This window comes from Burkholderia semiarida, assembly GCF_029268935.1.
In the GTDB taxonomy this organism is placed as follows: Bacteria; Pseudomonadota; Gammaproteobacteria; order Burkholderiales; family Burkholderiaceae; genus Burkholderia; species Burkholderia semiarida.
In genome coordinates, this window is the sequence record NZ_JAHLCL010000007.1 from 1,712,921 (window position 1) to 1,739,725 (window position 26,805).

Annotated in this window: 29 protein-coding genes and 2 pseudogenes; 19 read left to right on the forward strand and 12 right to left on the reverse strand. The window is 67.0% G+C overall.

All coding sequences use genetic code 11. The annotated features are described in order from the left end of the window. Positions 1–76 precede the first annotated feature (76 nt). Positions 77–300: pseudogene (locus KPB06_RS20935) on the reverse strand (cupin domain-containing protein); the annotation flags it as partial. A 130-nt stretch (positions 301–430) separates the two neighbouring features. Between KPB06_RS20935 and KPB06_RS20940 the strand changes: the two are divergent. Next, positions 431–760, forward strand: a complete 330-nt coding sequence (locus KPB06_RS20940; RefSeq protein WP_059574266.1) for a carboxymuconolactone decarboxylase family protein — start codon at positions 431–433, stop codon at positions 758–760. Positions 761–961: 201 nt separating this feature from the next. Continuing rightward, a complete protein-coding gene (locus KPB06_RS20945) occupies positions 962–1,795 on the forward strand; it encodes a class II glutamine amidotransferase (protein WP_059574267.1) in 834 nt (277 codons plus the stop codon). A 108-nt stretch (positions 1,796–1,903) separates the two neighbouring features. On the opposite strand, the gene KPB06_RS20950 is transcribed toward KPB06_RS20945, so the two are convergent. Beyond that, positions 1,904–2,128, reverse strand: coding sequence for a hypothetical protein (locus tag KPB06_RS20950; RefSeq protein ID WP_155634603.1), 225 nt, complete (start codon positions 2,126–2,128; stop codon positions 1,904–1,906). 268 nt (positions 2,129–2,396) lie between these two features. Between KPB06_RS20950 and cysC the strand changes: the two genes are divergently transcribed. From cysC to KPB06_RS20965, 3 genes and pseudogenes are all read left to right on the forward strand, one after another. Continuing rightward, positions 2,397–2,927 (forward strand): adenylyl-sulfate kinase, encoded by a 531-nt coding sequence (gene cysC / locus KPB06_RS20955; protein ID WP_059574268.1) that lies wholly within the window; start codon positions 2,397–2,399, stop codon positions 2,925–2,927. Positions 2,928–3,012: 85 nt separating this feature from the next. After that, a pseudogene (locus tag KPB06_RS20960) lies at positions 3,013–3,168 on the forward strand (mannose-1-phosphate guanylyltransferase/mannose-6-phosphate isomerase); the annotation flags it as partial. Between the two features lie 200 nt (positions 3,169–3,368). Continuing rightward, on the forward strand, positions 3,369–4,181 hold the full coding sequence (locus KPB06_RS20965) for a mechanosensitive ion channel family protein (RefSeq protein ID WP_059574269.1): 813 nt from the start codon (positions 3,369–3,371) through the stop codon (positions 4,179–4,181). 89 nt (positions 4,182–4,270) lie between these two features. On the opposite strand, the gene KPB06_RS20970 is transcribed toward KPB06_RS20965, so the two are convergent. Next, positions 4,271–4,954: a DedA family protein gene (locus KPB06_RS20970; RefSeq protein WP_059574270.1), complete on the reverse strand. Its 684-nt coding sequence runs from the start codon at positions 4,952–4,954 to the stop codon at positions 4,271–4,273. A 183-nt stretch (positions 4,955–5,137) separates the two neighbouring features. Here KPB06_RS20970 and mutL point away from each other — a divergent pair, with 183 nt between their 5' ends. Beyond that, entirely contained in the window at positions 5,138–7,123 is a 1,986-nt protein-coding gene (mutL, locus tag KPB06_RS20975) for a DNA mismatch repair endonuclease MutL (RefSeq protein ID WP_059574271.1), read from the forward strand. Beyond that, positions 7,120–8,094, forward strand: a complete 975-nt coding sequence (gene miaA / locus KPB06_RS20980; protein WP_059574272.1) for a tRNA (adenosine(37)-N6)-dimethylallyltransferase MiaA — start codon at positions 7,120–7,122, stop codon at positions 8,092–8,094. The genes mutL and miaA overlap by 4 nt, the downstream gene beginning before the upstream one ends. Before the next feature lie 4 nt (positions 8,095–8,098). On the opposite strand, the gene tetR is transcribed toward miaA, so the two are convergent. Continuing rightward, positions 8,099–8,731, reverse strand: a complete 633-nt coding sequence (gene tetR / locus KPB06_RS20985; protein WP_059574273.1) for a tetracycline resistance transcriptional repressor TetR — start codon at positions 8,729–8,731, stop codon at positions 8,099–8,101. Between the two features lie 56 nt (positions 8,732–8,787). Here tetR and tet point away from each other — a divergent pair, with 56 nt between their 5' ends. Further along, positions 8,788–9,987, forward strand: coding sequence for a Tet(A)/Tet(B)/Tet(C) family tetracycline efflux MFS transporter (gene tet, locus KPB06_RS20990; RefSeq protein WP_059574274.1), 1,200 nt, complete (start codon positions 8,788–8,790; stop codon positions 9,985–9,987). Between the two features lie 104 nt (positions 9,988–10,091). Here the strand turns inward: tet and purM are convergent, their stop codons facing one another. After that, complete coding sequence (gene purM / locus KPB06_RS20995) at positions 10,092–11,147, reverse strand: phosphoribosylformylglycinamidine cyclo-ligase (RefSeq protein WP_059574275.1); 1,056 nt, start codon at positions 11,145–11,147, stop codon at positions 10,092–10,094. Positions 11,148–11,400: 253 nt separating this feature from the next. Here purM and hda point away from each other — a divergent pair, with 253 nt between their 5' ends. The 10 genes from hda (at position 11,401) to KPB06_RS21045 (ending at position 18,116) form a co-directional block, all read left to right on the forward strand. Continuing rightward, positions 11,401–12,135 (forward strand): DnaA regulatory inactivator Hda, encoded by a 735-nt coding sequence (gene hda / locus KPB06_RS21000; protein WP_059574276.1) that lies wholly within the window; start codon positions 11,401–11,403, stop codon positions 12,133–12,135. Between the two features lie 11 nt (positions 12,136–12,146). Beyond that, complete coding sequence (locus tag KPB06_RS21005) at positions 12,147–12,824, forward strand: histidinol-phosphatase (protein ID WP_059574277.1); 678 nt, start codon at positions 12,147–12,149, stop codon at positions 12,822–12,824. A gap of 5 nt (positions 12,825–12,829) precedes the next feature. Continuing rightward, the gene (gene pcnB / locus KPB06_RS21010) at positions 12,830–14,371 is read left to right on the forward strand and encodes a polynucleotide adenylyltransferase PcnB (RefSeq protein WP_059574278.1); all 1,542 of its coding nucleotides are present in this window, start codon (positions 12,830–12,832) and stop codon (positions 14,369–14,371) included. 35 nt (positions 14,372–14,406) lie between these two features. Next, complete coding sequence (gene folK / locus KPB06_RS21015) at positions 14,407–14,949, forward strand: 2-amino-4-hydroxy-6-hydroxymethyldihydropteridine diphosphokinase (RefSeq protein ID WP_060312718.1); 543 nt, start codon at positions 14,407–14,409, stop codon at positions 14,947–14,949. Further along, positions 14,946–15,632 carry a deoxynucleoside kinase gene (locus KPB06_RS21020; RefSeq protein WP_059642128.1) on the forward strand — a complete coding sequence of 229 codons (687 nt, stop codon included), beginning with the start codon at positions 14,946–14,948 and terminating at the stop codon, positions 15,630–15,632. The genes folK and KPB06_RS21020 overlap by 4 nt, the downstream gene beginning before the upstream one ends. A gap of 43 nt (positions 15,633–15,675) precedes the next feature. Continuing rightward, positions 15,676–16,491: a 3-methyl-2-oxobutanoate hydroxymethyltransferase gene (gene panB / locus KPB06_RS21025; RefSeq protein WP_059574281.1), complete on the forward strand. Its 816-nt coding sequence runs from the start codon at positions 15,676–15,678 to the stop codon at positions 16,489–16,491. A 158-nt stretch (positions 16,492–16,649) separates the two neighbouring features. After that, on the forward strand, positions 16,650–17,030 hold the full coding sequence (locus KPB06_RS21030) for a BPSL0067 family protein (protein ID WP_059642133.1): 381 nt from the start codon (positions 16,650–16,652) through the stop codon (positions 17,028–17,030). Then, a complete protein-coding gene (locus tag KPB06_RS21035; RefSeq protein ID WP_155754840.1) occupies positions 17,027–17,473 on the forward strand; it encodes an STY0301 family protein in 447 nt (148 codons plus the stop codon). Before KPB06_RS21030 ends, KPB06_RS21035 begins: the two co-directional genes overlap by 4 nt. A gap of 23 nt (positions 17,474–17,496) precedes the next feature. Further along, positions 17,497–17,670: a BPSL0067 family protein gene (locus tag KPB06_RS21040; RefSeq protein WP_275906288.1), complete on the forward strand. Its 174-nt coding sequence runs from the start codon at positions 17,497–17,499 to the stop codon at positions 17,668–17,670. After that, on the forward strand, positions 17,667–18,116 hold the full coding sequence (locus tag KPB06_RS21045) for an STY0301 family protein (protein WP_275906289.1): 450 nt from the start codon (positions 17,667–17,669) through the stop codon (positions 18,114–18,116). Before KPB06_RS21040 ends, KPB06_RS21045 begins: the two co-directional genes overlap by 4 nt. Positions 18,117–18,121: 5 nt before the next feature. On the opposite strand, the gene KPB06_RS21050 is transcribed toward KPB06_RS21045, so the two are convergent. The 5 genes from KPB06_RS21050 to grpE all read right to left on the reverse strand — a co-directional run bounded on the left by KPB06_RS21050 (position 18,122) and on the right by grpE (position 24,641). Next, complete coding sequence (locus KPB06_RS21050) at positions 18,122–20,104, reverse strand: bifunctional anthranilate synthase component I family protein/class IV aminotransferase (RefSeq protein ID WP_275906290.1); 1,983 nt, start codon at positions 20,102–20,104, stop codon at positions 18,122–18,124. Between the two features lie 5 nt (positions 20,105–20,109). Continuing rightward, a complete protein-coding gene (gene dnaJ, locus KPB06_RS21055) occupies positions 20,110–21,246 on the reverse strand; it encodes a molecular chaperone DnaJ (RefSeq protein WP_006476837.1) in 1,137 nt (378 codons plus the stop codon). 267 nt (positions 21,247–21,513) lie between these two features. Further along, positions 21,514–23,466 carry a molecular chaperone DnaK gene (dnaK, locus tag KPB06_RS21060; RefSeq protein ID WP_059574284.1) on the reverse strand — a complete coding sequence of 651 codons (1,953 nt, stop codon included), beginning with the start codon at positions 23,464–23,466 and terminating at the stop codon, positions 21,514–21,516. Positions 23,467–23,614: 148 nt separating this feature from the next. Continuing rightward, positions 23,615–24,085: a thioredoxin family protein gene (locus KPB06_RS21065; RefSeq protein ID WP_275920508.1), complete on the reverse strand. Its 471-nt coding sequence runs from the start codon at positions 24,083–24,085 to the stop codon at positions 23,615–23,617. 10 nt (positions 24,086–24,095) lie between these two features. Continuing rightward, positions 24,096–24,641 carry a nucleotide exchange factor GrpE gene (grpE, locus tag KPB06_RS21070; RefSeq protein WP_059574286.1) on the reverse strand — a complete coding sequence of 182 codons (546 nt, stop codon included), beginning with the start codon at positions 24,639–24,641 and terminating at the stop codon, positions 24,096–24,098. Between the two features lie 353 nt (positions 24,642–24,994). Here grpE and KPB06_RS21075 point away from each other — a divergent pair, with 353 nt between their 5' ends. Then, positions 24,995–25,156 (forward strand): hypothetical protein, encoded by a 162-nt coding sequence (locus KPB06_RS21075; protein ID WP_006476841.1) that lies wholly within the window; start codon positions 24,995–24,997, stop codon positions 25,154–25,156. Here KPB06_RS21075 and KPB06_RS21080 read toward each other — a convergent pair. Beyond that, on the reverse strand, positions 25,128–25,535 hold the full coding sequence (locus tag KPB06_RS21080; protein WP_275906291.1) for an RNA-binding S4 domain-containing protein: 408 nt from the start codon (positions 25,533–25,535) through the stop codon (positions 25,128–25,130). The genes KPB06_RS21075 and KPB06_RS21080 overlap by 29 nt on opposite strands. An 84-nt stretch (positions 25,536–25,619) precedes the next feature. Then, complete coding sequence (gene hemH / locus KPB06_RS21085) at positions 25,620–26,684, reverse strand: ferrochelatase (RefSeq protein ID WP_060312709.1); 1,065 nt, start codon at positions 26,682–26,684, stop codon at positions 25,620–25,622. Positions 26,685–26,805 lie beyond the last annotated feature (121 nt).

Below are 26,805 nucleotides of genomic sequence, written 5' to 3' on the forward strand. Positions count from 1 at the left end.
TCCACGATTGCGCCGGCGGCTGCAGCACGGCCTGGCCCGGCGGGCCGAGCCGCGCACCGGCACGCGAGCATGAATACGTCGTACGCGCCGGGAAACAGCACGAAATCGCCGTCAGAGCGTTGCAGCGTGCGTGCGTCGGCGGCACGCAGCCGGCAGGTTCCGGCCGGCGCCAGATGGAACGCCGCCTCGCCGGGCGGCAGCGGGCCGTGCGGCATCGCGAACGGGGCCGTCGAGCAAGCAGTGCATGTCGAGCTCGACATGGCTGCGCCCCGGCGACAACAGCCGACCCCATGCATCCACGAAACGACTGCGCTGAAAATCCACACTCCCGCCTATCGAAACCCTCATCGAGAGCGATCAGAATAGCCTTGCATCGCCCGAGATCGCGGCAGCCGCCGCGCTCGTCACTCTTCTCGAAAAAGGACGCATCATGCTGAACTGGAACGAATACCGGAAGGAGCTCTCGACGCGTATCGGCGACATCGCCAAGCTGTCGCCCGACACGCTGGCCGGCTACCAGGCGCTGTCCGGCGCCGGGGCCAAAACCGGCCATCTCGACGCGAAAACGCGCGAGCTGATCGCGCTCGCGGTGGCCGTCACGACGCGCTGCGACGGCTGCATCGCCGTGCACACGGCCGAAGCGGCCAAGCATGGCGCGACCCGGGAGGAAGTGGCGGAAGCGCTCGGCGTCGCGATTGCGTTGAATGCCGGCGCGGCGCTCGTCTATTCGGCGCGTGTGATGGACGCGCTCGGCGACTGAGCCGACGCGGTGCGGCACTGCCGTCGTGCCGCACCGCAGCGTCGAACGGCTGCGTTGCGTCACGCCGGCAGTGCGGCCGCACGGTGGTCCATCGCGCGTATGCGGCCGCCATGTATGACGATTGCCGGTGACGCGCCTCGATGCGGCAACGCCGCTCAGTCGGCTACCATGCGCGAACGATACATCGTGAAGGAGCGCTCCATGTGCCGCTGGCTCGCCTATACGGGTAATCCGATCCATCTGGAAACCGTGTTGTTCCGCGCGAAGCATTCGCTGATCGACCAGAGCCTGCATTCGGAGCTGGGCGCCACGACCACCAACGGCGACGGCTTCGGCATCGGCTGGTACGGGCATCCCGACGAACTCCCGTTCCGCTATCGCTCCGTGCATCCCGCATGGAACGATCGCAACCTGCGCGAAGCCGCGCGTGCGATCCGCTCGCGGATGTTCATCGCGCACATTCGCGCGGCGACCGACACGCCCGTGCAGGAAACCAACTGCCATCCGTTCCGTCACGGCCGCTGGCTGTTCGCGCACAACGGGCTGATCCGCGACTTCCACAAGTTGCGCCGCGACCTGACGATGAAGGTCGATCCCGCGCTGTTCCCGACGCTCGAAGGCTCGACCGACTCCGAGCTGATGTTCCGCCTCGCGCTCACGTACGGTCTCGAGCAGGCGCCGCTGCCGGCGCTCGAACGGATGGTCGGCGTGGTCGAGGAAACCGCCGCGCGGCATCGCGTCACCGACCCGCTGAACATGACGATCTGCACGACCGACGGCGAACGGATCGTCGCGGTGCGCTATTCGAGCGAACGGCAATCGCGCTCGCTATTCCACAGCACGTCGTTCAAGCATCTGCACGAGCTGTATCCACATAACCCGCGCATCGCCGAAGCCGGCGACGACGCGTTCATGGTCGTGTCGGAACCGCTCGTCGACCTGCGCGGCGCGTGGGAGGAAGTGCCGGAGGGGATGGCGATCGTCGCGCACGGCGCCGACGTGCAGCAGCGGCCGTTCGGGCCGCGGCACAAGTGACATGCCGCAGTTCTGACGAATCGAGCGCGTCCAGGTGGCGAGTACTTCGGTGCGATACGGCCGTTTCGCCGATCCGGTTGCGCCGGGCCGACGCCCGGTACTGCCAGATCAATCGAAAGCGATACGAATCATCGCGCGACGAATACGATCGGGCAAACGCCTCGGATAATTCCCCAATTCGATAATGAGCGACGGAGTCGCATGGCGAAAGCGGATGCTGCGCACTAGCACAGTTTTCGCTGAATAAAAAAATCGATGCCCTTGCGATTCATCCCGACCGGGAACCACGGCAATAATCGACACACGGTCGAGAACCCTGTCGGCGACACGCATTCATTTCGAATTATTACGGCGGATCGGCAATCATTACCGTGCGGGCGATGCTCGCACGCCGTCACGCCGACTGAAGGCGAACGTTTATTCCTGATTAAAATATTCAAGTTACCAATTTTGAAAAGCACCGCTACAATTCGCCGACGAATGAATCCGCTTCACAATTAAAGTACGAGGCCGTTACCGGCACATCGAATCCGAGATGGCTCAAGATCTCCCCCGTTCTCCCCCTGTCACGCTCACGCGCGATCCATCCGTGCTTTCCAGCATGAAGCAGGACCATGCCTTCGTGGTATGGCTCACCGGTATCTCCGGCGCCGGCAAATCGACCCTCTCGAACCTGCTGAAGCAGCAACTCGATGCGCGCGGTCTGCGGACTTTTCTGCTGGACGGCGATCGGCTTCGCGAAGGATTGAATCAGGACCTCGGATTCAGCGACGCAGACCGCCACGAGAACATTCGTCGGACAGCCGAGGTCGCGCGCCTGATGGTGGATGCCGGGCTCGTCGTCATCGTTGCCCAGATCTCGCCGTTTCGCGAGGCACGCGCCAAAGCGCGCGCACGTTTTCCGCAGGGCATGTTCTTCGAAGTCTTCGTCGACATCGCGCTGGACGTGGCGGAAGCGCGCGACCCCAAAGGGCTCTACGCGCGGGCAAGGCAAGGGACCCTTCGGCAGTTCACCGGCATCGAATCGATCTACGAGCAGCCGGTATCGCCCGACGTGCATGTGCGCACGGGCGAGGCAGGTCCGCTGGAATGCGTGCACGCGATCATGCGGAAATTGCCGTTGAACGGCTGATGCCCATCGTCGAACGTCGTCCGCCGCCCGTCGTGCATCGCCCTCACCGCGAGCACCGTGCCATCGTCGGCCACCGCGGCGCGATCTGACTGAAAACCAGCCGACCGACATCCCGCTCGGCACGACGCACCGTCCGGCGAACCCCGGCAAGATTCCGCTCGAACCGATCGAAGTGCAGTCGGGCACGCATCTCGGCGAGGACGACACCGCCCGCCTCGACGGCACCTACGGCCGCGCGGCGCGACAAGCGACTCGACGCCCGCCGCGCGCCGCGCGCCACGACAGGCCGTCCTCAAACGGGCCGCACGCATCCACGTCCCGCCCGTTTTTCACTACGTCAAGCAATGTCAGCCCGGTTGCCGGCCGCTCGCCGGTCAGGTTATAAAAGCGCACCCATTCCGGTGCATGCGCCGCCCTTTTACCCTTGACTTCGGAGAACGCATGATCGATCTCGCCACCGCCCAGCAATTCCTGATGACCCGTGGCCTCGACTTCGGCCTCAACCTCCTCGCCGCGATCGTCTTATGGTTCGTCGGCCGCTGGGCCATCCGCATCGGCACGCGCCTGCTCGGCAAGGTCGTGCGCCGCAGCGGCAAGGTCGACCCGACACTCACCGACTACCTGACCTCCGTCGTCGGCGTGTTGCTGACGATCCTGCTGATCCTCGCGATCCTGCAGATCTTCGGCGTACAGACGACCTCGTTCGCCGCGCTGCTCGCCGGCCTCGGCCTCGCGATCGGCACGGCCTGGGGCGGCCTGCTCGCGCATTTCGCCGCCGGCGTGTTCATGCAGGTGCTGCGCCCGTTCAAGATCGGCGACGTGATCAGCGCGGGCGGCGTCACGGGCACGGTGAAGGAGCTCGGCCTGTTCGGCACGACGATCATCACCGCCGACAACATCGTGACGATCGTCGGCAACAACAAGATCTTCTCGGACAACATCGCGAACTACAGCGCGACGCCGCACCGCCGCGTCGACCTGACCGCGAAGATCGCGAACAGCGTCGATGCGGCCGATGCGATCAACCGCCTGAAGACGCAGATCCAGCTGGTGCCGAACGTGCTGAAAGTGCCGGCACCGGATGTCGGCGTGCTGCAGTTCACGCCGGAAGGCCCGCTGCTGTTCGTGCGCCCGTCGACTCAACCGGAGAACTACTGGCAGGTGTACTGCGACACCAACCGCGTGATCCTCGAGACGTTCCGCGAAGCGGGCTATCCGACGCCCGAAACGCCGGTCTCGCAACGCAACGCGTGACGGCAGCAGCCGAACCGCACGGCGAACCGCGCGGACGAAAAAAAGCGTGGCCGCCGCCACGCTTTTTTATTGCGTCGAAGCGCGTCGCGTCAGCGCCCGCCCGCCTTCGGCGCCCCGTTCGAGCGCCGCCCGCGCACGAGCTTCCACACCGCGCCGAGCGCGACCGGCACGATCGCCGCGCCGATCCCGACCAGCACGATCACGTTCAGGTACTGACGGACGAACGGGATGTTGCCGAAGAAATAGCCGAGCAGCACGAGCAGCAGCACCCACACCAGCGCGCCGATCACGTTGAACAACTGAAAGCGCGCGACGCTCATCGACGACGCGCCCGCGACGAACGGCGCGAACGTGCGCACGACCGGAATGAAGCGCGCGAGCACGATCGTCTTGCCGCCGTGCTTGTCGTAGAACGAGTGGGTCTTCTGCAGCGCGGCGCGATCGAGGAAGCGCTCGAGCACCGGGATATGCGTATTGAACACCTTCGGGCCGACCCAGCGGCCGATCAGGTAGTTCACGGTGTTGCCGGTAATCGCCGCGACGAGCAGCAGCACGATCAGCAGGCCGACGTTCATTTCACCCGTCGCCGCGAACGCGCCGCCGATGAACAGCAACGAATCGCCGGGCAGGAACGGGAAGACGACGAGCCCCGTCTCGCAGAACACGATCAGGAACAGGACGAGATAGACCCACGCGCCGTACTGCCGAATGAAATCGCCGAGGAAAGCGTCGATATGCAGGACAAGGTTGACGAAATGAAGCAGCGTATCCAAATGCGATTCCTCGAAGGCGATGGGGCCGGAACGGCCGGGACAGGCCAGAGATGGCCGACGCGCCTGCCGGCCAGGGCGGCGCGTGCAACGGGGTGATGATACCGAAACTCCCTTAAGGGTCCGTGAAAAAACGTAACGGCCGCTCGCGCCGGCACACGTTCGCCGCCTCGCTATAATTCGGCCATGTCCGATATCACCGAAACGGCCGCGGGCGCCGCGCCCACCCCCGCCGCGCGCCCGCTGCGCGCGATCCAGCCCCTGCCCGACCAGCTGATCAGCCAGATCGCCGCCGGCGAGGTCGTCGAACGCCCGGCGTCGGTCGTCAAGGAGCTGCTCGAGAACGCGATGGACGCCGGCGCGACGACGCTGCGCATCGTGCTGGAGGAAGGCGGCGTCAAGCGCATCTCGATCACCGACGACGGCTGCGGCATTCCGCCGGACGAACTGGCGCTCGCGTTGATGCGTCACGCGACCAGCAAGATCCGCTCGCTCGAGGAGCTCGAGGCGGTCGCGACGCTGGGTTTTCGCGGCGAAGCGCTCGCATCGATCGCATCGGTCGCCGAGATGTCGATCACGAGCCGCACGGCCGATGCCGCGCACGCGATGAAGATCGATGCGCAGACGGGCGTGCTGTCGCCCGCCGCCGGCTCGATCGGCACGACGATCGAGGTGCGCGAGCTGTACTTCAACACGCCCGCGCGGCGCAAGTTCCTGAAGAGCGAGCAGACCGAATTCGGCCACTGCCTCGAAATGATCCGCCGCGCGGCGCTCGCGCGGCCGGACGTCGCGATCTCGGTGCTGCACAACGGCAAGGCCGTCGAGCACTGGAATGCGACCGAGCCCGCGCAGCGCGTCGCGAAGATCCTCGGCGACGGCTTCGCGACCGCGCACCTGCCGCTCGACGAGCGGGCGGGCCCGCTCGCCGTGTACGGTTGCGCCGGCCTGCCGACCGCGAGCCGCGGGCGCGCCGACCAGCAGTATTTCTTCGTGAACGGCCGTTTCGTGCGCGACAAGCTGCTGACGCACGCGGTGCGGGCGGCCTACGAGGACGTGCTGCACGGCGACCGCTACCCGTCGTACGTGCTGTTCCTCGACCTGCCGCCCGAAGCCGTCGACGTGAACGTGCATCCGTCGAAGATCGAGGTGCGGTTCCGCGATTCGCGCTCGATCCACCAGTACGTGTTCCATGCGGTGCAGCGTGCGCTTGCCCGCCATGCGGGCGCGTCGCCGGAAACCACCGCGGGCGGCCATGCCGCGCAACTCTCCCCGGCGCCACGCGGGCCGGCGTCGTTCGTCGACACGCCGCTCGGCCAAAGCCAGGGCCACGCGGCAGGCGGCAGCGGCTTCTCGTCGCCGTCGTCTTCATCGTCGGCGGGCAATACCTGGATGCGCCAGGCGCGGATGACGCAGGGCACGCTGCCCGTCGCGCAGCCGCTCGCGCTCTACGATGCGCTGTTCGGCCGCAAGGACATTGGCGCGGGCACGCCGGACGGCACGACGCTCGTCGCCCGCGATACGGCCGACGCGCCGGTCGCGCCGCTGCCGGGCTTCGCCGCGGCGCCGCTCGCCGCCGGCGCGCACGACGAGCAGCCGCTCGGCTTCGCGCTCGGCCAGATCCACGGCATCTACGTGCTCGCGCAGAATGCGTACGGCCTCGTGATCGTCGACATGCACGCGGCGCACGAGCGAATCCTGTACGAGCAGTTCAAGAACGCGCTCGCCGATCGCTCGGTCGCCGTGCAGTCGCTGTTGCTGCCGATCTCGATGACGGCCACGCCGGTCGAAATCGGCACGGTCGAGGAAGAGCGCGACACGCTCGAATCGCTCGGCTTCGACCTCGCGGTGCTGTCGCCGACGACGCTCGCGATCCGGGCGGTGCCGGCGCTGCTGAAGGATGCCGACCTGCAATCGCTCGCGCGCGCGGTGCTCGCCGACCTGCACGCGTTCGGCGGCTCGCGTGTGCTCACCGAGCGCCAGCACGAGCTGCTCGGCACGCTCGCGTGCCATCACGCGGTGCGCGCGAACCGGCGCCTGACGCTCGACGAGATGAATGCGCTGCTGCGCCAGATGGAGGCGACCGAGCGCGCGGACCAGTGCAATCACGGCCGGCCGACCTGGTACCAGCTCACGCTGAACGACCTCGACCGTCTCTTCATGCGCGGGCAATGAGCGCTTCCTCGCAGCCCACTCCGACAACGATCGCCTGCCTGCTCGGCCCCACCGCCTCGGGCAAGACCGCCGCGGCGCTGGCGCTCGCCGCGCGCCGCCCGATCGAGATCGTCAGCGTCGATTCGGCGCTCGTCTACCGCGACATGGATATCGGCACCGCGAAACCGTCGCGCGACGAGCGCGCGAGCGTGCCGCATCACCTGATCGACATCATCGACCCGGCCGATGCGTATTCGGCCGCGGAATTCCGCACGGACACGCTGCGGCTGATCGGCGAGATCGTCGCGCGCGGCCGCACGCCGTTGCTTGCCGGCGGCACGATGCTGTACTACAAGGCGTTGACGCAAGGGCTCAACGACCTGCCCGGTGCCGACCCGGAGATCCGCGCGACACTCGACGCCGACGCCGCGCGCTACGGCTGGCCCGCGCTGCACGCGCGGCTCGCGCAGGTCGATCCCGACACGGCCGCGCGGCTCGCGCCGAACGATTCGCAGCGGATCCAGCGGGCGCTCGAAGTCTTCATGCTGAGCGGGCAGCCGATGTCGGCGCTGCTCGCCGCGCCGCGCCGCACGGATGATGCGGCCGCCGCGTACCGCTTCGTGCCGGTCGCGCTCGAGCCGTCGGATCGCGCGGTGCTGCACGCACGGATCGCGCAGCGCTTCGACGCGATGCTCGATGCGGGTTTCATCGACGAAGTCGAGCGGCTGCGGCGCCGCGACGATCTCCATCCCGATCTGCCGTCGATGCGTTGCGTCGGCTATCGGCAGGCGTGGGAATTCCTCGACGGCGATACCGACTACCGGACGATGCGCGACAAGGGCATCTTCGCGACACGTCAGCTGTGCAAGCGCCAGATCACGTGGCTGCGCGCGATGCCGGAACGGATCGTCGTCGACTGCATCGCGCCGGATTCGACGGCTCGCGCGCTCGACGCGCTCGAACGCGTGCTCGACGGCCGCACGCCGCGCTGACCGCTCAATCCGCCCGACGCGCCGCCAGGCGCGCGCGGGCGCCGTCGACGATCCATGCGATGCCGCGCTCGAACGCTTCGTCGCCGCCGCGCTCGCGCAGCACGGCCCAGCCTTTCGCGAACAACGGATAGTCGGCCGCGTCCGGCAGCGACGCATCGGCGTCCGCGTCCGGCGCCGCCTGCTCTTCCAGCACCCATCCGACCACGAAGCGGCCGATCGCGACCATCACGTCGACCGCTTCGTCCGGCGTGAACCCCGCGTCGCCGAGCAGCGCGATCTTGCGTTCGATCGAGCTGAAATGCAGCGCGCGCGGCCGCGTGCCGGCGTGCAGGCGCGCCCCGTCGCGATAAGCCAGCAGCGCACGGCGGAAACTGCGCGCATTCTCCGCCAGCCACGCATCCCACACTTCGCCCGGCTTCGGCAGCGACGCGCCGTGGCGCTCGAGCATGATCGCCTCGGCCATCGCGTCGAGCAGCTCGGCCTTGTTCCTGAAATGCCAGTACAGCGTCGGCGACTGCACGCCGAGCCGTTCGGCGAGCCGCCGCGTCGACAGCGCGTCGATGCCCACTTCGTTCAGCAGTTCGAGCGCCGCGCGCAATACCGTGTCGCGCGTCAGCCGCGCGCCTGTGTCCTTCATCTCTATCACCGATAGGGAAACTGTGGAATAATCCTCACTCTATCATCGATAGAGTGATGCCCTTGAATCCGTCCCTGATTGCCATTCTTGCCACGGTCCTGCTCGACGCGATCGGCGTCGGGATCGTGATGCCGATCCTGCCGGGCCTGCTGCGCGCGCTCGCCGGCGCGGGCAGTACCGACACCCACTACGGCATCCTGCTCGCGCTGTACGCGTTCGCGCAGTTCCTGTGCGCGCCGCTGCTCGGCGCGCTGAGCGACCGTCTCGGCCGCCGCCCGGTGCTGCTCGCGTCGCTCGCGGGCGCCGCGCTCGACTATCTGCTGATGGCGCTCGCGCCGACGCTCGCGTGGCTTTACGTCGGGCGGCTGATCGCCGGCATCACCGGCGCGAACGTCGCGGTCGCGACCGCGTACGTGACCGACGTGACGGCCGAACCCGACCGTGCGCGGCGCTTCGGCCAGCTCGGCGCGATGATGGGCATCGGCTTCATCGCCGGCCCGCTGATCGGCGGGCTGCTCGGCGCGCTGCACCTGCGTGCGCCGTTCGTCGCGGCCGCGTTGTTCAACGCGCTGAATCTCGTGCTCGTGTGGCGTGCATTGCCGGAATCGCGGCCGCGCGCGGCCCTGGAAGGCCGGACGGCCGGCACGCTCAACCCCTTCGCGAGCCTGCGCCGGCTGAGCGGCGCGCCCGCGCTCGCGCCGCTGGTCGCCATCTACGTGATCGTGGCACTCGTGTCGCAGGCGCCCGCGACGCTGTGGATCCTGTACGGCCAGGAGCATTTCGGCTGGTCGACGCCGGTCGCCGGACTGTCGCTCGCCGGCTACGGCGCATGCCACGCGCTCGCGCAGGCGTTCGCGATCGGGCCGCTGATCGCGCGGCTCGGCGAGCGGCGCGCGCTCGCACTGGGGCTGGCAGGCGATGCGCTCGGGCTTGTGGTCATCGCGTTCGCCACGGCCTCATGGGTGCCGTTTGCACTGCTGCCGCTGTTCGCGGCCGGCGGCATGACGCTGCCAGCGTTGCAGGCGATGCTCGCGCGGCAGGTGGACGATACGCGCCAGGGCGAACTGCAAGGCACGCTGGCGAGCGTGGCGAGCCTGATCGGCGTCGCGGGGCCGCTGGTCGTTACCGCAACCTACGCGGCGACGCGCGCGACGTGGCCGGGGCTCGTGTGGGCTGGCGCCGCGCTGCTGTACCTGCTCGTGCCGCCGCTGCTGGCCGGCGCGCGCCCGGCGAATGCGCCGCGAGCGTCCGCTTGAGCGTCGGCGGGCGCCGGCCATACTGAGCGCTCGAGCGGCCGAAAAAAAAGCCGCCCGGATCCATCCCGGGCGGCTTTCCTTGCTGCATCTGCTGCGGCAATGCGTCAGACCACGACCGTCTGCGCCTCGCCTTCGCGGGTCGCACGCACGGTGCCGATCTTCCACACCTGTTCGCCGGCGGCGGTCAGGTCGGCAATCGCTGCGTCGGCATCGGCCGCCGAGACGATCACGGCCATGCCGATCCCGCAGTTGAACACGCGGTGCATTTCCGCATCGGCGACGCCGCCGTGCTCCTGCAGCCACTTGAACAGCGGCGGCAGCGGCCATGCCTTCTGGTCGAGCTCCGCGGTGAGGCCTTCGCGCAGCACGCGCGGAATATTCTCGACGAGGCCGCCGCCGGTGATGTGCGCCATGCCCTTCACCGTCAGCTTCTGCATCAGCGCGAGCAGCGGCTTCACGTAGATGCGCGTCGGCGCCATCAGCGCGTCGGCGAGCGAGCGGCCGTGGAAATCGGCGGACAGATCCGGGTTCGCGCGCTCGATGATCTTGCGCACGAGCGAGAAGCCGTTCGAGTGAATGCCGCTCGATGCGAGGCCGAGCACGACGTCGCCTTCGGCGATCGTGCTGCCGTCGATGATCTTGCTCTTCTCGACCGCGCCGACCGCGAAGCCGGCCAGGTCGTATTCGCCGTCCGGGTACATGCCCGGCATTTCGGCCGTTTCACCGCCGATCAGCGCGCAGCCCGACAGTTCGCAGCCCTGCGCGATGCCCTTGACGACGGTGGCGGCCGTGTCGACGTCCAGCTTGCCGCACGCGAAGTAGTCGAGGAAGAACAGCGGCTCGGCGCCCTGCACGAGGATGTCGTTCACGCTCATCGCGACGAGGTCCTGGCCGACGGTGTCGTGCTTGTTCAGATGAAAGGCCAGCTTGAGCTTGGTGCCCACGCCGTCGGTGCCCGACACGAGCACGGGCTCCTTGTACTTCTTCGGCACTTCGAACAGCGCGCCGAACCCGCCGATGCCGCCGAGCACGCCGTCGCGCAGGGTTTTCTTCGCAAAAGGCTTGATCTTGTCGATGAGCGCGTCGCCGGCGTCGATGTCGACACCTGCGTCGCGATAGGACAGACCCTGAGCGTCGGGAGCGGATTTCGGAGGATTCATGGGGGAATGCGAGAAGGTCGGTAAAATGCGATTTTACCCGAAGCCGGCCCGTTGGCCGGAATTCCCAGCACCGAATCGTCAGGGATTGCATCTTGGTCAACACGTCCCCGTTTTCATCGCCGGGCGAAGCGCGCCGAAGCCCGCGCCGCGCCGCCGTGCGTACGGTCGCGCGTGAAGCCGGCCGAGGCGCCTTCCCGCGCGCGCGCCCGGCGTACGGCACGCGTTTTTTCAACCGATCCGCACTGTGACTGCTGTGTCCCGTCAACTGACGCTCGATCTCGGCACGCCGCCGCCCGCCACGTTCGACAACTTCATCATGAGCGAGGAGAACGACGAGCTCGTCACGCGCCTGCAGAAGCTCGATCTCGCGCTCGCGGCCGGCCCCGTGCCGGACCGGTCGTTCTATATCTGGGGCGAGCCCGGCAGCGGCCGCACCCACCTGCTGCAGGCGCTCGTGAGCGATGCGTCGTACGGCTATGCGCGCTACCTGAGCCCGCAGAGCCCGCTCGGCGCGTTCACGTTCGACCCGCGCATCGGCATCTACGCGATCGACGACTGCGACCGGATGAGCGACACGCAGCAGGTCGCGCTGTTCAACCTGTTCAACGAAGTGCGCGCGCACCCGTCGAGCGCGTTCGTCGCGGCGGGCCCGGCGGCGCCGCTCGCGCTCGACGTGCGCGAGGATCTGCGCACGCGCCTCGGCTGGGGGCTCGTGTTCCACCTGTCGCCGCCGTCCGACGCCGGCAAGATCGCCGTGCTCAAGCTCGCGGCGAAGGAGCGCGGGATCGCGCTCACCGACGACATCGCCGCGTACCTGCTGACCCATTTCCGCCGCGACATGCCGAGCCTGATGGCCTTGCTCGACGCGCTCGACCGCTTCTCGCTCGAGCAGAAACGCGCGGTCACGCTGCCGCTGCTGCGCCGGATGCTCGCGCGTCCCGGCGACGACATCACACCACCGGGCACGGGCCCGAACCGCTTCGAGTAAAATGCGCTTCCATGACTAATCTGGCACTCTTTGACCTCGATCACACGCTGATCCCCACCGATAGCGACCACGAATGGGGTCGCTTCATGGTGAAGCTCGGCATCGTCGACGCGGAAAGCTTCTCGCGTCAGAACGACCAGTTCTTCGCCGACTACAAGGCCGGCAAGCTCGACATCCACGCGTACCTGTGCGCGATGCTCACGCCGCTCGCGAAGTATTCGCGCGCGCAGCTGGCCGAATGGCACGAGCAGTACATGCACGAGGTGATCCGCCCCGCGATGACGCCCGCCGCGCTCGAACTCGTGCGCAAGCACGTCGATGCCGGCGACCTGTGCTGCGTCGTGACGGCCACCAACGAATTCATCACGCGTCCGATCGCGACCGCGTTCGGCGTCGACACGCTGATCGCGTGCGAGGTCGAAACGACCGACGGGCATCCCGACTCACCGTACACGGGCCGGCCGACCGGCACGCCGAGCTATCGCGAAGGCAAGATCGTGCGCACCGAAGCATGGCTCGCATCGCTCGGCAAGCAGTGGGACGACTTCGAACATAGCTACTTCTACAGCGACTCGCACAACGACATCCCGCTGCTCGAGAAAGTCACCGACCCGATCGCGACCAACCCTGACGACACGCTGCGCGCGCATGCAAGCAACCGCGGCTGGCGTATCCTCGATCTCTTCTGAACGTCGTGATCAAAAAATTCATCCGCAAGCTGCTCGGCCAGGACGAAACCGAGCAAACGCCTCCCGCCGCGGCCCCGGCCGACGAAGCGGCCCCAGCCGCCCCGCGCGCCCCGAAGGGCGCTCGCGGCAGCGCGAAGAAACCGCGCAGCAACCATGAGCCGACCGTCGTGCCGGCCAGCGTGCACGGCATCAACCCGGCGCTGATCTCGAAGAACGCGGTGCGCGTGACCGACACGCTGCAGCAGGCGGGCTTTCGTGCATTCATCGTCGGCGGTGCGGTGCGCGACCTGCTGCTCGGCATCGCGCCGAAGGACTTCGACGTCGCGACCGACGCGACGCCGACCGAGGTGCAGCGCCTGTTCCGCCGCGCGCGCCTGATCGGCCGCCGCTTCCAGATCGTGCACGTGCAGTTCGGCCAGGAACTGATCGAGGTGTCGACGTTCCGCGCGCTGGTCGACGCGCCGCCCGAGGCGGCCGCGGCCACGGCCGAGCCGCCGAGGCGCCTGAAGCGCGACGAACTCGATCGCCGCACGCACGCGGTCGACGCGAGCGGCCGCGTACTGCGCGACAACGTGTGGGGCGAGCAGCACGAGGACGCCGCGCGCCGCGACTTCACGATCAACGCGATGTACTACGACCCGTCGACGCAGACGGTGCTCGACTACCACGACGGGATGGCCGACGTACGCGCCCGCCTGTTGCGGATGATCGGCGATCCGGCCACGCGCTTCCGCGAGGATCCGGTGCGGATGCTGCGCGTCGTGCGCTTCGCGGCGAAGCTCGATTTCGAGATCGAGCCGCATACGCGCGAGCCGATCCACGCGCTCGCCGACCTGATCAACAACGTGCCGGCCGCACGCCTGTTCGACGAAATGCTGAAGCTGCTGCTGTCGGGCCACGCACTCGCGTGCCTGAAGAAGCTGCGCAAGGAAGGCCTGCATCACGGGCTGCTGCCGCTGCTCGACGTCGTGCTCGAACAGCCGCAGGGCGAGAAGTTCATCACGCTCGCGCTGAACAACACCGACGCGCGCGTGCGCGCCGGCAAGCCGGTGTCGCCGGGCTTCCTGTTCGCGACGCTGCTGTGGCACGACATGCGCCAGCGCTTCGAGCAATACACGGCCGAGGGCGAAATCCCGGTGCCGGCGCTGCATCGCGCGATGGACGACGTGCTCGACATGCAGACCGAGAAACTCGCGATCCACAAGCGCTACTCGGCCGACATGCGCGAGATCTGGGGCCTGCAACTGCGCCTCGAGAAACGCTCGGGCCGCAGCGCGATGCGGCTGCTGGAACACCAAAGGTTTAGAGCGGGGTATGATTTCCTCCTGTTACGCTGCGAATCCGGCGAGCTCGATGCGGAAGTCGGACAGTGGTGGACGGATTTCATCGAAGGCGACGCGGCCGCTCGCGAGGCATTGCTCACGCAGGGCGGCTCGAAGGAAAAATCGCCCCGCAAGCGGCGCCGCCGCGGCGGTGCGCGAAACCGCAAGCCGGGTGAAGGTGCCGCCGAGCAGGCGCCGGATACCGCGGGCGGGTCCGACGACTGACGCGCCCGCCGGCGAACGACGTAGGAAGTGATGCCATGACGGTTGCATATATCGGACTGGGGGCGAATCTCGGCGATGCGCGCCAGACCTTGAAGGACGCGGTGGTGTGCCTCGCGCAGCAGCGCACCATCTCGATCCTCGGCAAATCGAGCCTGTATCGCACGGCGCCGTTCGAAGCGGGCGGCGACGACTACTACAACTGCGTCGTCAAGCTCGACACGACGCTGTCGGCCCGTGAGCTGCTCGCGCTTTGCCAGAAGATCGAACATCACTTCGGCCGCGAGCGTCCGTATCGCAATGCGCCGCGCACGCTCGACCTCGACATCCTGTTGTTCGGCGCCGATTCGATCGACGAACCCGACCTGATCGTCCCCCACCCGCGCCTTACCGACCGCGCGTTCGCACTCGTGCCGCTCGTCGAGATCGAGCCGGCGCTCGACATCCCCGCGCGCGGCCGTGCCGACGCCTTTCTCGCCGCCGTCGCCGATCAGCGCGTCGAAAAGGTGCAGACCTGCCAGTGCCCGATGCAGAAAGCGCTCGCGGCCGGCGCAGACGCCGACAAGACCCGCTGCCGATGAACTCGACTCCGCTGACCGTCACCGCGCCCGACCTGCGCGCCCCGCACCGCTATCTCGTGATCGAAGGCCCGATCGGCGTCGGCAAGACGACGCTCGCGCGCCTGCTCGGCGAGCGCTGGTCGATGCAGGCGCTGCTCGAGCGCCCGCAGGACAACCCGTTCCTCGAACGCTTCTACCGCGACACCGCGCGCTACGCGCTGCCCGTCCAGTTGTCGTTCGCGCTGCAGCGCGCGCAGCAGGCGCGCGAGCTGATCGGCGCGCTCGACACCGGCCGCCCGGTCATCGCCGATTTCATGCCGCAGAAGAACGACATCTTCGCGCGGCTGAACCTGCCGGAAGACGAATGGCAACTGTATCGCTCGGTCGCCACGCACGTCGACGTGCCGCAGGCGCCGTCGCCCGACCTCGTCGTCTATCTGCAGGCCAGCCCCGAAGTGCTGTTCTCGCGCATCCAGAAGCGCGGGCTGCCGATGGAGCTGCAGATCAGCGATGCGTACCTGCGCTCGCTCGTCGACGCGTACAACGAATTCTTCTACCACTACGACCGCACGCCGGTGCTGACGGTCGCGGCCGAGCACCTGAACCCGCTGGATTCCCCCGAAGACCTTGCCCTGCTGGTCGAGCGCATCGAGACGATGCGCGGCCGCAAGGAATTCTTCGTCAAGGGCGAGACGACGCGCTGACGCGTCATCGCCCGTCGTTCTTCCCCACCGACCCGGATTTCCCATGACCTATCTCCAGGAATCGAGCCGGCCTGCCGTGACCGTACCCAAGCTGCAGGCAATGCGCGACGCCGGCGAGAAGATCGCGATGCTGACCTGCTACGACGCGAGCTTTTCCGCGCTGCTGGATCGCGCCGGCACCGACGTGCTGCTGATCGGCGATTCGCTCGGCAACGTGCTGCAGGGCCACACGACCACGCTACCCGTGTCGCTCGACGACATCGCGTACCACACCGCCTGTGTCGCGCGGGCTCAACCGCGCGCGCTGGTCGTCGCCGATCTGCCGTTCGGCACGTACGGAACGCCGGCCGACGCGTTCGCGAACGCGGTCAAGCTGATGCGCGCGGGCGCGCAGATGGTGAAGCTCGAAGGCGGCGAATGGCTCGCCGATACGATCCGCTTCCTCGTCGAACGCTCGGTGCCCGTGTGCGCGCACCTCGGCCTCACGCCGCAATCGGTGCATGCGTTCGGCGGCTTCAAGGTCCAGGGCAAGACGGAAGCCGGCGCCGCGCAACTGCTGCGCGACGCGCGCGCGATCGAGGATGCCGGCGCGCAGCTCGTCGTGCTCGAAGCCGTGCCGACGCTCGTCGCGGCCGAAGTCACGCACATGCTGAAGATTCCGACGATCGGCATCGGCGCGGGCGTCGACTGCTCGGGGCAAGTGCTCGTGCTGCACGACATGCTCGGCGTGTTCCCCGGCAAGCGGCCGCGTTTCGTGAAGGATTTCATGCAGGGGCAGCCGAACATTCAGGCGGCCGTCGAAGCGTACGTGCGCGCCGTGAAGGACGGCACGTTCCCGGGCCCGGAGCATTCGTTCTGATTTCGGACGAGATGGCGGCTCGATGCGAAGGCAAAGGCCGCCACCTGCTCGACGACACCCGTCGTTCGATTTGGCAGCACTGCATTTTCAAACACGTCCTATATCCGTAGGCCTTCGTTGCGGAGACCATTGCGCTTCCATCATTCCACGGAGGCGAAATGTCCCACGTATACGAACGCGCAGCCGAATTGGCCGGCGAACCACTACAAGGCGATGGTGAGTGCGTTGCGCTCGTGAAGGTCCATACCAAAGTGGGCGCGACCTCGGGCTGGCGACCGGAAAAGACGGTAAAGGGCGATTCGACCATTCGTCCGGGCACGGTCATCGCGACCTTCGAAAGCGAACAATATCGGAACAGGTCGTACGGCAACCATGCGGCGTTTTATCTGAGTCAGGATTCGAAAGGCATCTACGTCATCGAACAATGGCGCAGTCTGTCGAAAATCCGGAAACGGCACATCCGGTTCCAGGGCAAGGACAGAAACGGTCGCTATATCGATCCGAGCAACAACGCCGATGCGTTCTCGGTGGTGCGATGACGATGGCACTCGCCTGTTTTCCAGCCAATGCGGCGCTCGCCGCGTTGCTGACAGCTAGTTGCATCTCGTCGGCGTACGCCACTTCGGCGCCTGTTCAGTGTCCGGCCCGCCTGGCGGTTTCACAGACGGTCACAGGTCCCGCACCCGACGGCTGGCGCCCTTACGACTCACAGAAGGCACATCCGCTGATCGGTGTGTCGTTTTGGTCCGGGCCGCCCGATCAACTCGCCATGCTCGCCCCATCGAGCGGCGTCAAACGGCGCGATATGCTCGTCAACACGTGGCCACTCGCGGCAGCCGAAACCGATTACTGGGTGAGTTGCGAGTATTTCGACACGGCCGCGATCATTGCCCGTCCGCTGGGCACTGCCGCGCGAACCTGCACGGTCCGCTACGACGCGAAGCGGACGCCGCCAAGGATGATCGACTGGCACTGCGGGTGAGGGTGCAGCGGAAGGCGAAGACAATGTCGACGCCCGCTCGAGAACATCTATCGCGCGTCGTACACATCGCAATTCCATACGCGTCCCATATTCGCACGGCAATCAAGAGACGATGTATTGCATTCAAGGGCAAGGACCAAACTGGCCGTTACATCGATCCAAGCAACAATGCCGATGCATTTTCGGTGGTGAAATGATGACGTTCATCCGGCAAACGCCGTACCGGCTGCTCACCATTACCGCGTTCGCATTCAGTTCGCTCACTGCCTTACCGGTGTCCGCTGCCACGTCAGATTGCCCCGCACGCCTTGCCGTCACCCAGCAGCTCGACGGTCAACCACCCGATGGCTGGAAAAACTTCGACACGCAACGCACCTATCCGCTTGCCGGTGTCACCTTCTGGTCGGGGCCGCCGGACCGGATAATGTCATTGCTGCCCAATCGCTCGCGCACCGAGCCCAAAAGCGATGTGTATACCTGGTCGCTGGCCGAAGCCCGTGAAGACTACTGGGTCTCGTGTGACTACGGCAATACGAGCGTCGTGATCGCACGGCCACTCGGCAAACATGCGCAAACTTGCGTTGCGCGCTATAAACGAGGGCACGCCATCGTACAAACCTGGCAATGTACGCCACGAAAGTAATCCGTTCAGGCCGATGCGCAGTCGCGAATCAGCCGCGCCGTCATCGGCCCGCGCAACGCATTGCAGATCATCAACGCGTCTGCGTTCAGCACATCGTCGAGCGTCAGCGCGCGCTCCGTTGCGTTTAGCGCCGGATCGTCCAGCAGCACGCCGCGCATCACGCCCGGCAGCACGCCGCTCGCGAGCGGCGGCGTCACCCATTGCCCGTCGAGCTTCACGAACAGGTTCGAGCGCCCGCCTTCCGTCACCTCGCCGCGCTCGTTGACGAACAGCATGTCGAATCCGCCGAGTGCTTCGGCCGCCTGCCACGCGCGGTCGTATTCGGCACGGCGCGTGGTCTTGTGCAGCAGCAGCGCGTCGCTCGCGCAGGTCGGCGCAAAGCCGTGCTCGGACGCGAGCATCAAGCTAACCGGCCCGGTGGGCAGCGCCTTCAGCGGTGCGGCCGTGATGTCGACCGCGCCGTCCTTCGCGAGCGCGAGCTTCATCCGGTATGGACTGTCACCGTCGAGCGCCGCGCAGCGTGCATCGATCTCGCGATGCAGCGTGTCGGCGTCGAAGCGGAAGCCGAACGCATCGGCACTGCGCTGCAGCCGCGCGAGATGGCGCTCCAGATGCCGGATGCCGCCCGCGCGCGTCGCGGCGGTCGTTTCGAACAACTGGAAGCCGGGGTCGGCATCGGTCAGGAATCGCGCTTTCAATTCGCACTCCGCATATTCGTCGGCCGCGACACTGTCGAGCACGATGCCCGCGCCGACGCCCATCGTGCCGCGCCGCCGGCCGGCCGCGGCGATGCCCGTGCCGTCCGCGTCATTATCGACGCCAGCCGCATCGAGCGTCAGCGTCCGGATCGCGACCGACAGGCAGAAATCGCCGCAGGACGCCGCACGGCCCGGCGACGCACCGGCGCCGTCAACCTGTCGCGCGGCGCCGTGGCTCGCCGACGGAACGTCTTTCGCGGCGTCCTCCACGGCGCCGTCCCGCGGCGCATCGAGCCACCCGATCGCGCCCGTATAGAGCCCGCGCGGCGTCGACTCGATCGCGTCGATCAATTCCATCGTCTTGTACTTCGGCGCACCGGTGATCGACCCGCACGGAAACAGCGCGCGCAGCATCTGCGCGAACGTCGTGCCGTCGCGCCAGCCGGCTTCGACCGTCGACGTCATCTGCCACACCGACGCATACGGCTCGACGGAGAACAGCGCCGGCACCTTGACGCTGCCCGTGCGTGCGATCCTCGACACGTCGTTGCGCAGCAGGTCGACGATCATCACGTTTTCCGCGCGGTTCTTCGGATCGCTCGCGAGGAACGCGGCGGCCGCCGCATCGTCGCGCGGATCGGCCGAACGCGGCGCGGTGCCCTTCATCGGCCGCGCGCGCAGCACGTCGCCCTGCTTCTCGACGAACAGCTCGGGCGAGCACGATACGACCCACGCGCCGCCGGGCAGCGCGATCAGCGCGCCGTACCGCACGGGCTGGCGCGCGCGCAGCCGCCGGTACAGCGCGAGCGGCGTGCCGAACACGTCGAAATTCAGCCGGTACGTGTAGTTGACCTGATACGAATCGCCTGCGCGCAGCGCGTCCTGCACCGCGCCGATCGCCGCGTCGAACGCGTCGCGCGACACGCTCTTCGCGACGTGCGCGACACCGGCGATCGACGGCGGGCCGCCGCCATCCTGCTGTGCGAGCCACGCGTCGACTTCGTCGCGCGACAACCGCTCGCAGCGCGCATACAGCAAAAAGCGCAGCGGGGCATCGCCCGGCTGCGCCTTTTGCAGGTTGCGTCCGAATTCGTAATCGCCGACGACGACCGCATGCAGCCCGTCGCGCAGATCCCGCGCGAGCGCCGCATCGATGGCGTCGAGCTGCGCCGGGTCCGTGCACACGCGTTCGCGCACGAAGCCCGAATACAAACGACTCGACCGCGCGGACGCGGTCGAGTCGCAATCGTCCAAGAGCGCGAACGACGCGCTCTCGTTGCCTTCAGTCATGCCCGTTACTCGAAGAAGCTCTTCACCCGGTCGAACCAGCTCTTGCTCTGCGGGCTGTGACGCGCGCCGCCTTCGGCCAGCGACTTCTCGAACTGCTTGAGCAGGTCGCGCTGCTGGTCGGTCAGCTTCACGGGCGTCTCGACCTGCACGTGCACGTACAGATCGCCCGCGATGCTCGAACGCAGCCCCTTGATGCCCTTGCCGCGCAGGCGGAACGTCTTGCCCGACTGCGTGCCTTCCGGCACCGGGAACGACGCACGGCCGGCCAGCGTCGGCACCTCGATCTCGCCGCCGAGTGCGGCAGTCGTGAACGGAATCGGCATCTGGCAGTGGAGATCGTCGCCGTCGCGCTCGAACACCGAGTGCGGCTTGATGTGGATCTCGACGTACAGGTCGCCCGGCGGCCCGCCGTTGATGCCCGGTTCGCCGTTGCCGGCCGAGCGGATCCGCATCCCGTCGTCGATCCCGGCCGGAATCTTCACTTCGAGCGTCTTGGTTTCCTTCACCTTGCCCGACCCGTGGCAATGCGCGCACGGCTCGGGGATGTAGGTGCCGGTGCCATGACACTTCGGGCAGGTCTGCTGGATGCTGAAGAAGCCCTGCGACATGCGCACCGTGCCCTGGCCGTGACAGGTCGGGCAGGTTTCCGGCTTCGTGCCGGGCTTCGCACCCGAACCGTGGCACACTTCGCACGACACCCAGCTCGGCACGCGGATCTGCGTGTCGTAGCCGTGCGCGGCCTGCTCGAGCGTGATTTCCATGCTGTAGCGCAGGTCGGCGCCGCGATACACCTGCGGGCCGCCGCGGCCGCCGCGCGCGGCGCCGCCCGCGGCCTGGCCGAAGATGTCGCCGAAGATGTCGCCGAACGCATCCGCGAAGCCGCCGAAGCCCTGCGCGCCCGCACCGCCCATGTTCGGATCGACGCCCGCGTGGCCGTACTGGTCGTACGCGGCCCGCTTCTGGCCATCCGACAGCATTTCATAGGCTTCCTTCGCCTCCTTGAAATGCTCTTCCGCATCCTTGCTGTCCGGATTGCGGTCAGGGTGATACTTCATCGCAAGCTTGCGATATGCCTTCTTGATTTCGTCGTCGCTCGCATTCTTCGCGACGCCCAGAACCTCGTAGTAATCCCGTTTCGCCATATCGATTCACTGTGCCGCCACGCATCGCGCACGCGGCGGCTCCTTTCGCCCGCAGTAAAGTCTCTCGACTCGTCTGGCGCTGCACCGTCCGCGGACGGCTCGCGCAGCACCCGCCAAAAAACAAATGTGCCCGGAGGGCCGCAAGGCCCGCCAGGCGTGGAGTCGATCCGGCCATCCGGAAGGAAAGACAGACCGCTTTTCAGCCGCTGGTCAGTCGCGCCGCGCGCGTTTTTGCGCGCGCGGCATGCGGTGCCATTGCAACCTGGCTTAGTCCTTCTTCACTTCCTTGAACTCGGCGTCGACGACGTCGTCGGCAGCCTGTTGCGCACCGCCCGCGTGGGCCGCGCCTTCCGCCGCACCGGCCGCGCCGGCCGCACCTGCCTGCTGGGCCTGCATGTCGGCGTACATCTTCTCGCCGAGCTTCTGCGAGACCTTGCCGAGCTCCTCGACCTTCGCGTCGATCGCGGCCTTGTCGGCCGACGTGTCCTTCAGCACGTCCTCGAGCGACTTCAGCGCCGCTTCGATCGCTTCCTTCTCGCCCGCGTCCAGCTTGTCGCCGTACTCGGTCAGCGCCTTCTTCGTGCTGTGAACCAGCGCGTCGCCCTGGTTGCGCGAGTCGGCCAGCTCGCGCAGCTTGTGGTCTTCCGCTGCGTTCGCTTCCGCGTCCTTGATCATCTGATCGATTTCAGCCTCGGACAGGCCCGAGTTCGCCTTGATCGTGATCTTGTTTTCCTTGCCGGTCGCCTTGTCCTTCGCGCCGACGTGCAGGATGCCGTTCGCGTCGATGTCGAAGGTCACTTCGATCTGCGGCACGCCGCGCGGGGCCGGCGGAATGCCTTCGAGGTTGAACTCGCCGAGCAGCTTGTTGCCCGCCGCCATTTCGCGTTCGCCCTGGAACACCTTGATCGTCACGGCCGACTGGTTGTCGTCCGCCGTCGAATACACCTGGGCGTGCTTCGTCGGGATCGTCGTGTTCTTGTTGATCATCTTCGTCATCACGCCGCCGAGCGTCTCGATACCGAGCGATAGCGGGGTCACGTCGAGCAGCAGCACGTCCTTGCGGTCGCCCGACAGCACCTGGCCCTGGATCGCCGCGCCAACCGCGACGGCTTCGTCCGGGTTCACGTCACGGCGCGGGTCCTTGCCGAAGAACTCCTTCACCTTCTCCTGCACCTTCGGCATGCGGGTCTGGCCGCCGACCAGGATCACGTCGTCGATGTCCGACACCTTGACGCCTGCGTCCTTGATCGCGATTCGGCACGGTTCGATCGTGCGCTCGACGAGGTCTTCCACCAGCGCTTCCAGCTTCGCGCGGGTGATCTTCAGGTTCAAGTGCTTCGGGCCCGACGCGTCCGCCGTGATGTACGGCAGGTTGATTTCGGTCTGCTGGCTCGACGACAGCTCGATCTTCGCCTTTTCGGCGGCTTCCTTCAGGCGCTGCAGCGCGAGCACGTCCTTCGACAGGTCGACGCCCTGCTCCTTCTTGAACTCGCCGATGATGTAATCGATGATGCGCTGGTCGAAGTCTTCGCCGCCGAGGAACGTGTCGCCGTTGGTCGACAGCACTTCGAACTGCATTTCGCCGTCGACGTCCGCGATCTCGATGATCGACACGTCGAACGTGCCGCCGCCGAGGTCATACACGGCGATCTTGCGGTCGCCCTTCTCGGCCTTGTCGAGGCCGAACGCGAGCGCGGCCGCGGTCGGCTCGTTGATGATCCGCTTGACTTCGAGGCCCGCGATGCGGCCGGCGTCCTTGGTCGCCTGGCGCTGGCTGTCGTTGAAGTATGCCGGCACCGTGATCACGGCTTCCGTGACCGGCTCGCCGAGGTAGTCTTCGGCCGTCTTCTTCATCTTGCGCAGCACTTCGGCCGACACCTGCGGCGGCGCGAGCTTTTCGCCGTGCGCTTCGACCCATGCGTCGCCGTTGTCGGCCTTGATGATCGCATACGGCATCAGGCCGATGTCCTTCTGGACTTCCTTCTCTTCGAAGCGGCGGCCGATCAGGCGCTTCACCGCGAACAGCGTGTTCTTCGGGTTGGTCACCGACTGGCGCTTGGCCGGCGCGCCGACGAGCACTTCGTTGTCGTCCATGTACGCGATGATCGACGGCGTGGTGCGAGCGCCTTCCGAGTTCTCGATGACCTTGACCTGGTTGCCTTCCATGATGGCGACGCACGAGTTCGTGGTGCCGAGGTCAATACCGATGATCTTTCCCATTTTTTCCTAATCTCCAGAAATGCTTGTTTGCTGCGCGAAACGCCGCGTTTTGGGGCGGTTTCGCACGCCAGAATTCAACTCTGTTCCCGAAATGCGTCCGCCCGATCCGTTTTCAAGACCCGGCGAGCGATGCGGATATTAAATTTTTTCAATCGCCGCCGGCCAGCGGATCGTGCGGGCCGGTGCCCTCGCGGGACGGCGCACCGGCCGCCGCGGCACCGGCCGCCGCGGCACCGGCCGCCGCGCCGATCTTCGCGCGTGCCGCCGCAACCGCTGCCTGGAACTGCGCGAGACCATGCCAGCCCGTCGCGCGGCCCAACCGCTTGCCGCGGTGGAAGAAGAACCACGTCGGCACGCCGTGCAGCCCGAAGCGGCGCCCCAGCTGATGGTGCTCGTACACGTTGCAATGGAACCACTTCAGGCCCAGCGCGCGGATCGCGTCGGGCTGGGCGAGCATCGCCTTCTTCGCGATCTCGCAGTTGAAGCAGTCGACGCCCCAGAAGAACACCACGGCCAGCGCGTCGCCCGCGCCATCGACGGCCGCGTCGAACGTGCCGGCGTCGAGCGCCTGCATGTCGAACGCGTCGAACGCGGCCGGATCGACGCCGGCGGGCACCATGTCGGCCGCCTTACTTCGGCTGCGCGACGGTGACGAGCGCCGGGCGCAGCACGCGGTCGGCGATCATGTAGCCCTTTTGCAGCACCGTGACGACGGTGTTCGGCTCCTGCTCGGCCGGCACCATCGAAATGGCCTGGTGCTGGTGCGGATCGAACTTCTCGCCGACCGGATTGATCGCGACGACGCGGCCCTTCTCGAGCGCGCTCGTCAACTGGCGCAGCGTGAGCTCGACGCCCTCGCGCACCTTCGCGATGTCGCCGGAGGTATCGTTGACGGCCGCTTCCAGGCTGTCCAGCACGGGCAGCAGGTGCTCCGCGAAGCTCTCGATCGCGAACTTGTGCGCCTTCGACACGTCGTCCTGCGCGCGGCGGCGCACGTTCTCGGTTTCGGCCTTCGCCCGCAGGAAGCTTTCCTGGAGCTCGGCGACCTTGGCTTGAGCCTCCGCGAGCGCCGCGTCGGCGGCTTCGGCGGCGGGTGCGGCGCCTTGCTCCGCCTGCTTCTCGCTGCCGATGTCTTCGGCCGATTGGGTAGCCGGGTTCTCTTGCGTGTTTTCCATGTCGCTGAAAGTCGATTAGAGGTTGAAGCCAAATCGGCAACCGCCGGACGTATACCCGGCGGCACCGCACATTACTGGTGCAAATAAGGGCGAAAACTACGGTTTCAAGAGGGTTATTCGCCGGCATTCTCCAATGCCGCGAAACAACCGCGCGTCTGCGGGTGCAAGCGTCGCATCGTCCGCCGCCTCGGGCGAAACGGCCTGTAACAACGCTTACCCGGCAAGTACTAGCTGCACACAGGCCGGCTGCACTACACTCCACTCAAGCGTCGGAAAAGCGTGTTTACCCTAGCTGACCGCCGCGTGACCTTCCACCTGGCGCCGTTTTCACCCTTGTTCTCGAGGGGAGTACCGTGAAACTGACCTTTGCGATATCGGTGGTCGCGCTGGTACTCATTGCCGGCACCACCACCATCTGCCTGTCGGGGGCCGTCACCGACCGCACGACCGAATACGGAAGCGCGCGGGCGACGTTCGACCAGATGTTCAGCTCCCACCAGAAAATCTGTCGATGATGCGCCGGTCGCGCTTCGTCGGCCGGCCGTGCAATTCGGCCGCCGGCTCGCGATACGTCCGGCGCCGCTCGAGTTCGGCGAGCCGCGCGGCTCGCCCCGCAGCCGTTTCCTCGTAGAGCGTCTGCGCGACGCTCGCGGGCCCGCGCACGTCGCAAACGCCCAGCACGGCAATGTGCCAGACGACGCCGTCGATCGCAATCTCGACCTCGTCGCCCACCCGTACGTCCTTCGCCGGCTTCACCGCCGCGCCGCCGATCTTCACGTGGCCCTTGTCGACCGCATCGGTCGCGAGCGAGCGCGTCTTGAAGAATCGGGCTGCCCACAGCCATTTGTCGATGCGCAGCTTCGCGCCCGGCTCCGTGGAAATCCTGTAGTTCATGCAAGCCTCCGCCGGGCCGCCGTGTGAAGGCTGACCGCCGCCCCGGGGAACGGCGAACAACGCGCGCGTGGGAATCGTTTCATCTCAATTGACCGGTTCGGGCTGCGCGGCCTTGACGGGCCAGCCCTGCAGATTTTCCGCGACGATCTCGCCGAGCGCGCCGATCCATGCGGAGGCACCGTTCAGGCACGGAATGCGGTGAAAGGTCTTGCCGCCGCCGGCGAGAAACTCGTCGCGCACTTCCATGCCGATTTCCTCGATCGTCTCGAGGCAATCGGCCGTGAAGCCGGGGCAGAACACGTCGGCCCGCCGCACGCCGGCCTCGCCGAATTCGCGCAGGGTCGGCGCGGTATACGGCTGGAGCCATTCGGCCTTGCCGAAGCGCGACTGGAACGTGACGCGGCATTCGGTGGCCGACAGCCCGAGCGCGGCCATCAGCAACGCGCCCGTCTGCTGGCACTGGTCGTGATAGGGATCGCCGAGGTCGAGCGTGCGCTTCGGCACGCCGTGGAAACTCAGCACGAGCTTGTCGCCGGCCGCGAAATCGGGCCGGCCGTGCTGCGCCCAGTACTGGCGCACCTGCTCGGCCAGCGCGTGGATATAGGCCGGATGATCGGCGTAGTGCCGCACCGTGCGCACTTCCGGCTGATTGCGCATGCGCGCGAGCGCGCCGAACGCGGCATCGAACGCGGTGGCGGTGGTCGACGCCGAGTATTGCGGATACATCGGCATCAGCAGCACGCGCTCGACGCCCGCCCGCTTGAACTGCGCGAGCGCGTGCGAAATGTTCGGACTGCCGTAGCGCATCGCGTAGTCGACCATCACGTGATAGCCGTTCGACGCGAGCAGGTGCCGCACGCTGTCGGTCTGGCGCTCGGTGTAGACACGCAGCGGCGAGCCCTCGGGCATCCAGACGGCCGCGTATTTCTTCGCGGACGCGCGGCCGCGCAGCGGCAGGATCAGCGTGCGCAGCAGCACCTGCCAGACGGCCTGCGGAATTTCGACGACCCGCGGATCCGACAGGAATTCGGCCAGGTAGCGCCGCACCGCGCGCGGGGTGGGCGCGTCGGGCGTGCCGAGATTGATCAGCAGCACACCGATGCGATGGGCAGCCGCGACACTCGATGGCGGCTCAAGATCGAAACGCATGGGCAGGAACGTGCTCGGGGCACGCAGTCGGACGGCCCTCAATTATAGCGGGCCGCAGCGCTCGGGTCGGCTGGCCGTTCGGCCGACTGGCGGCGCGCGCGACGCCGCGGCACGATGGCGG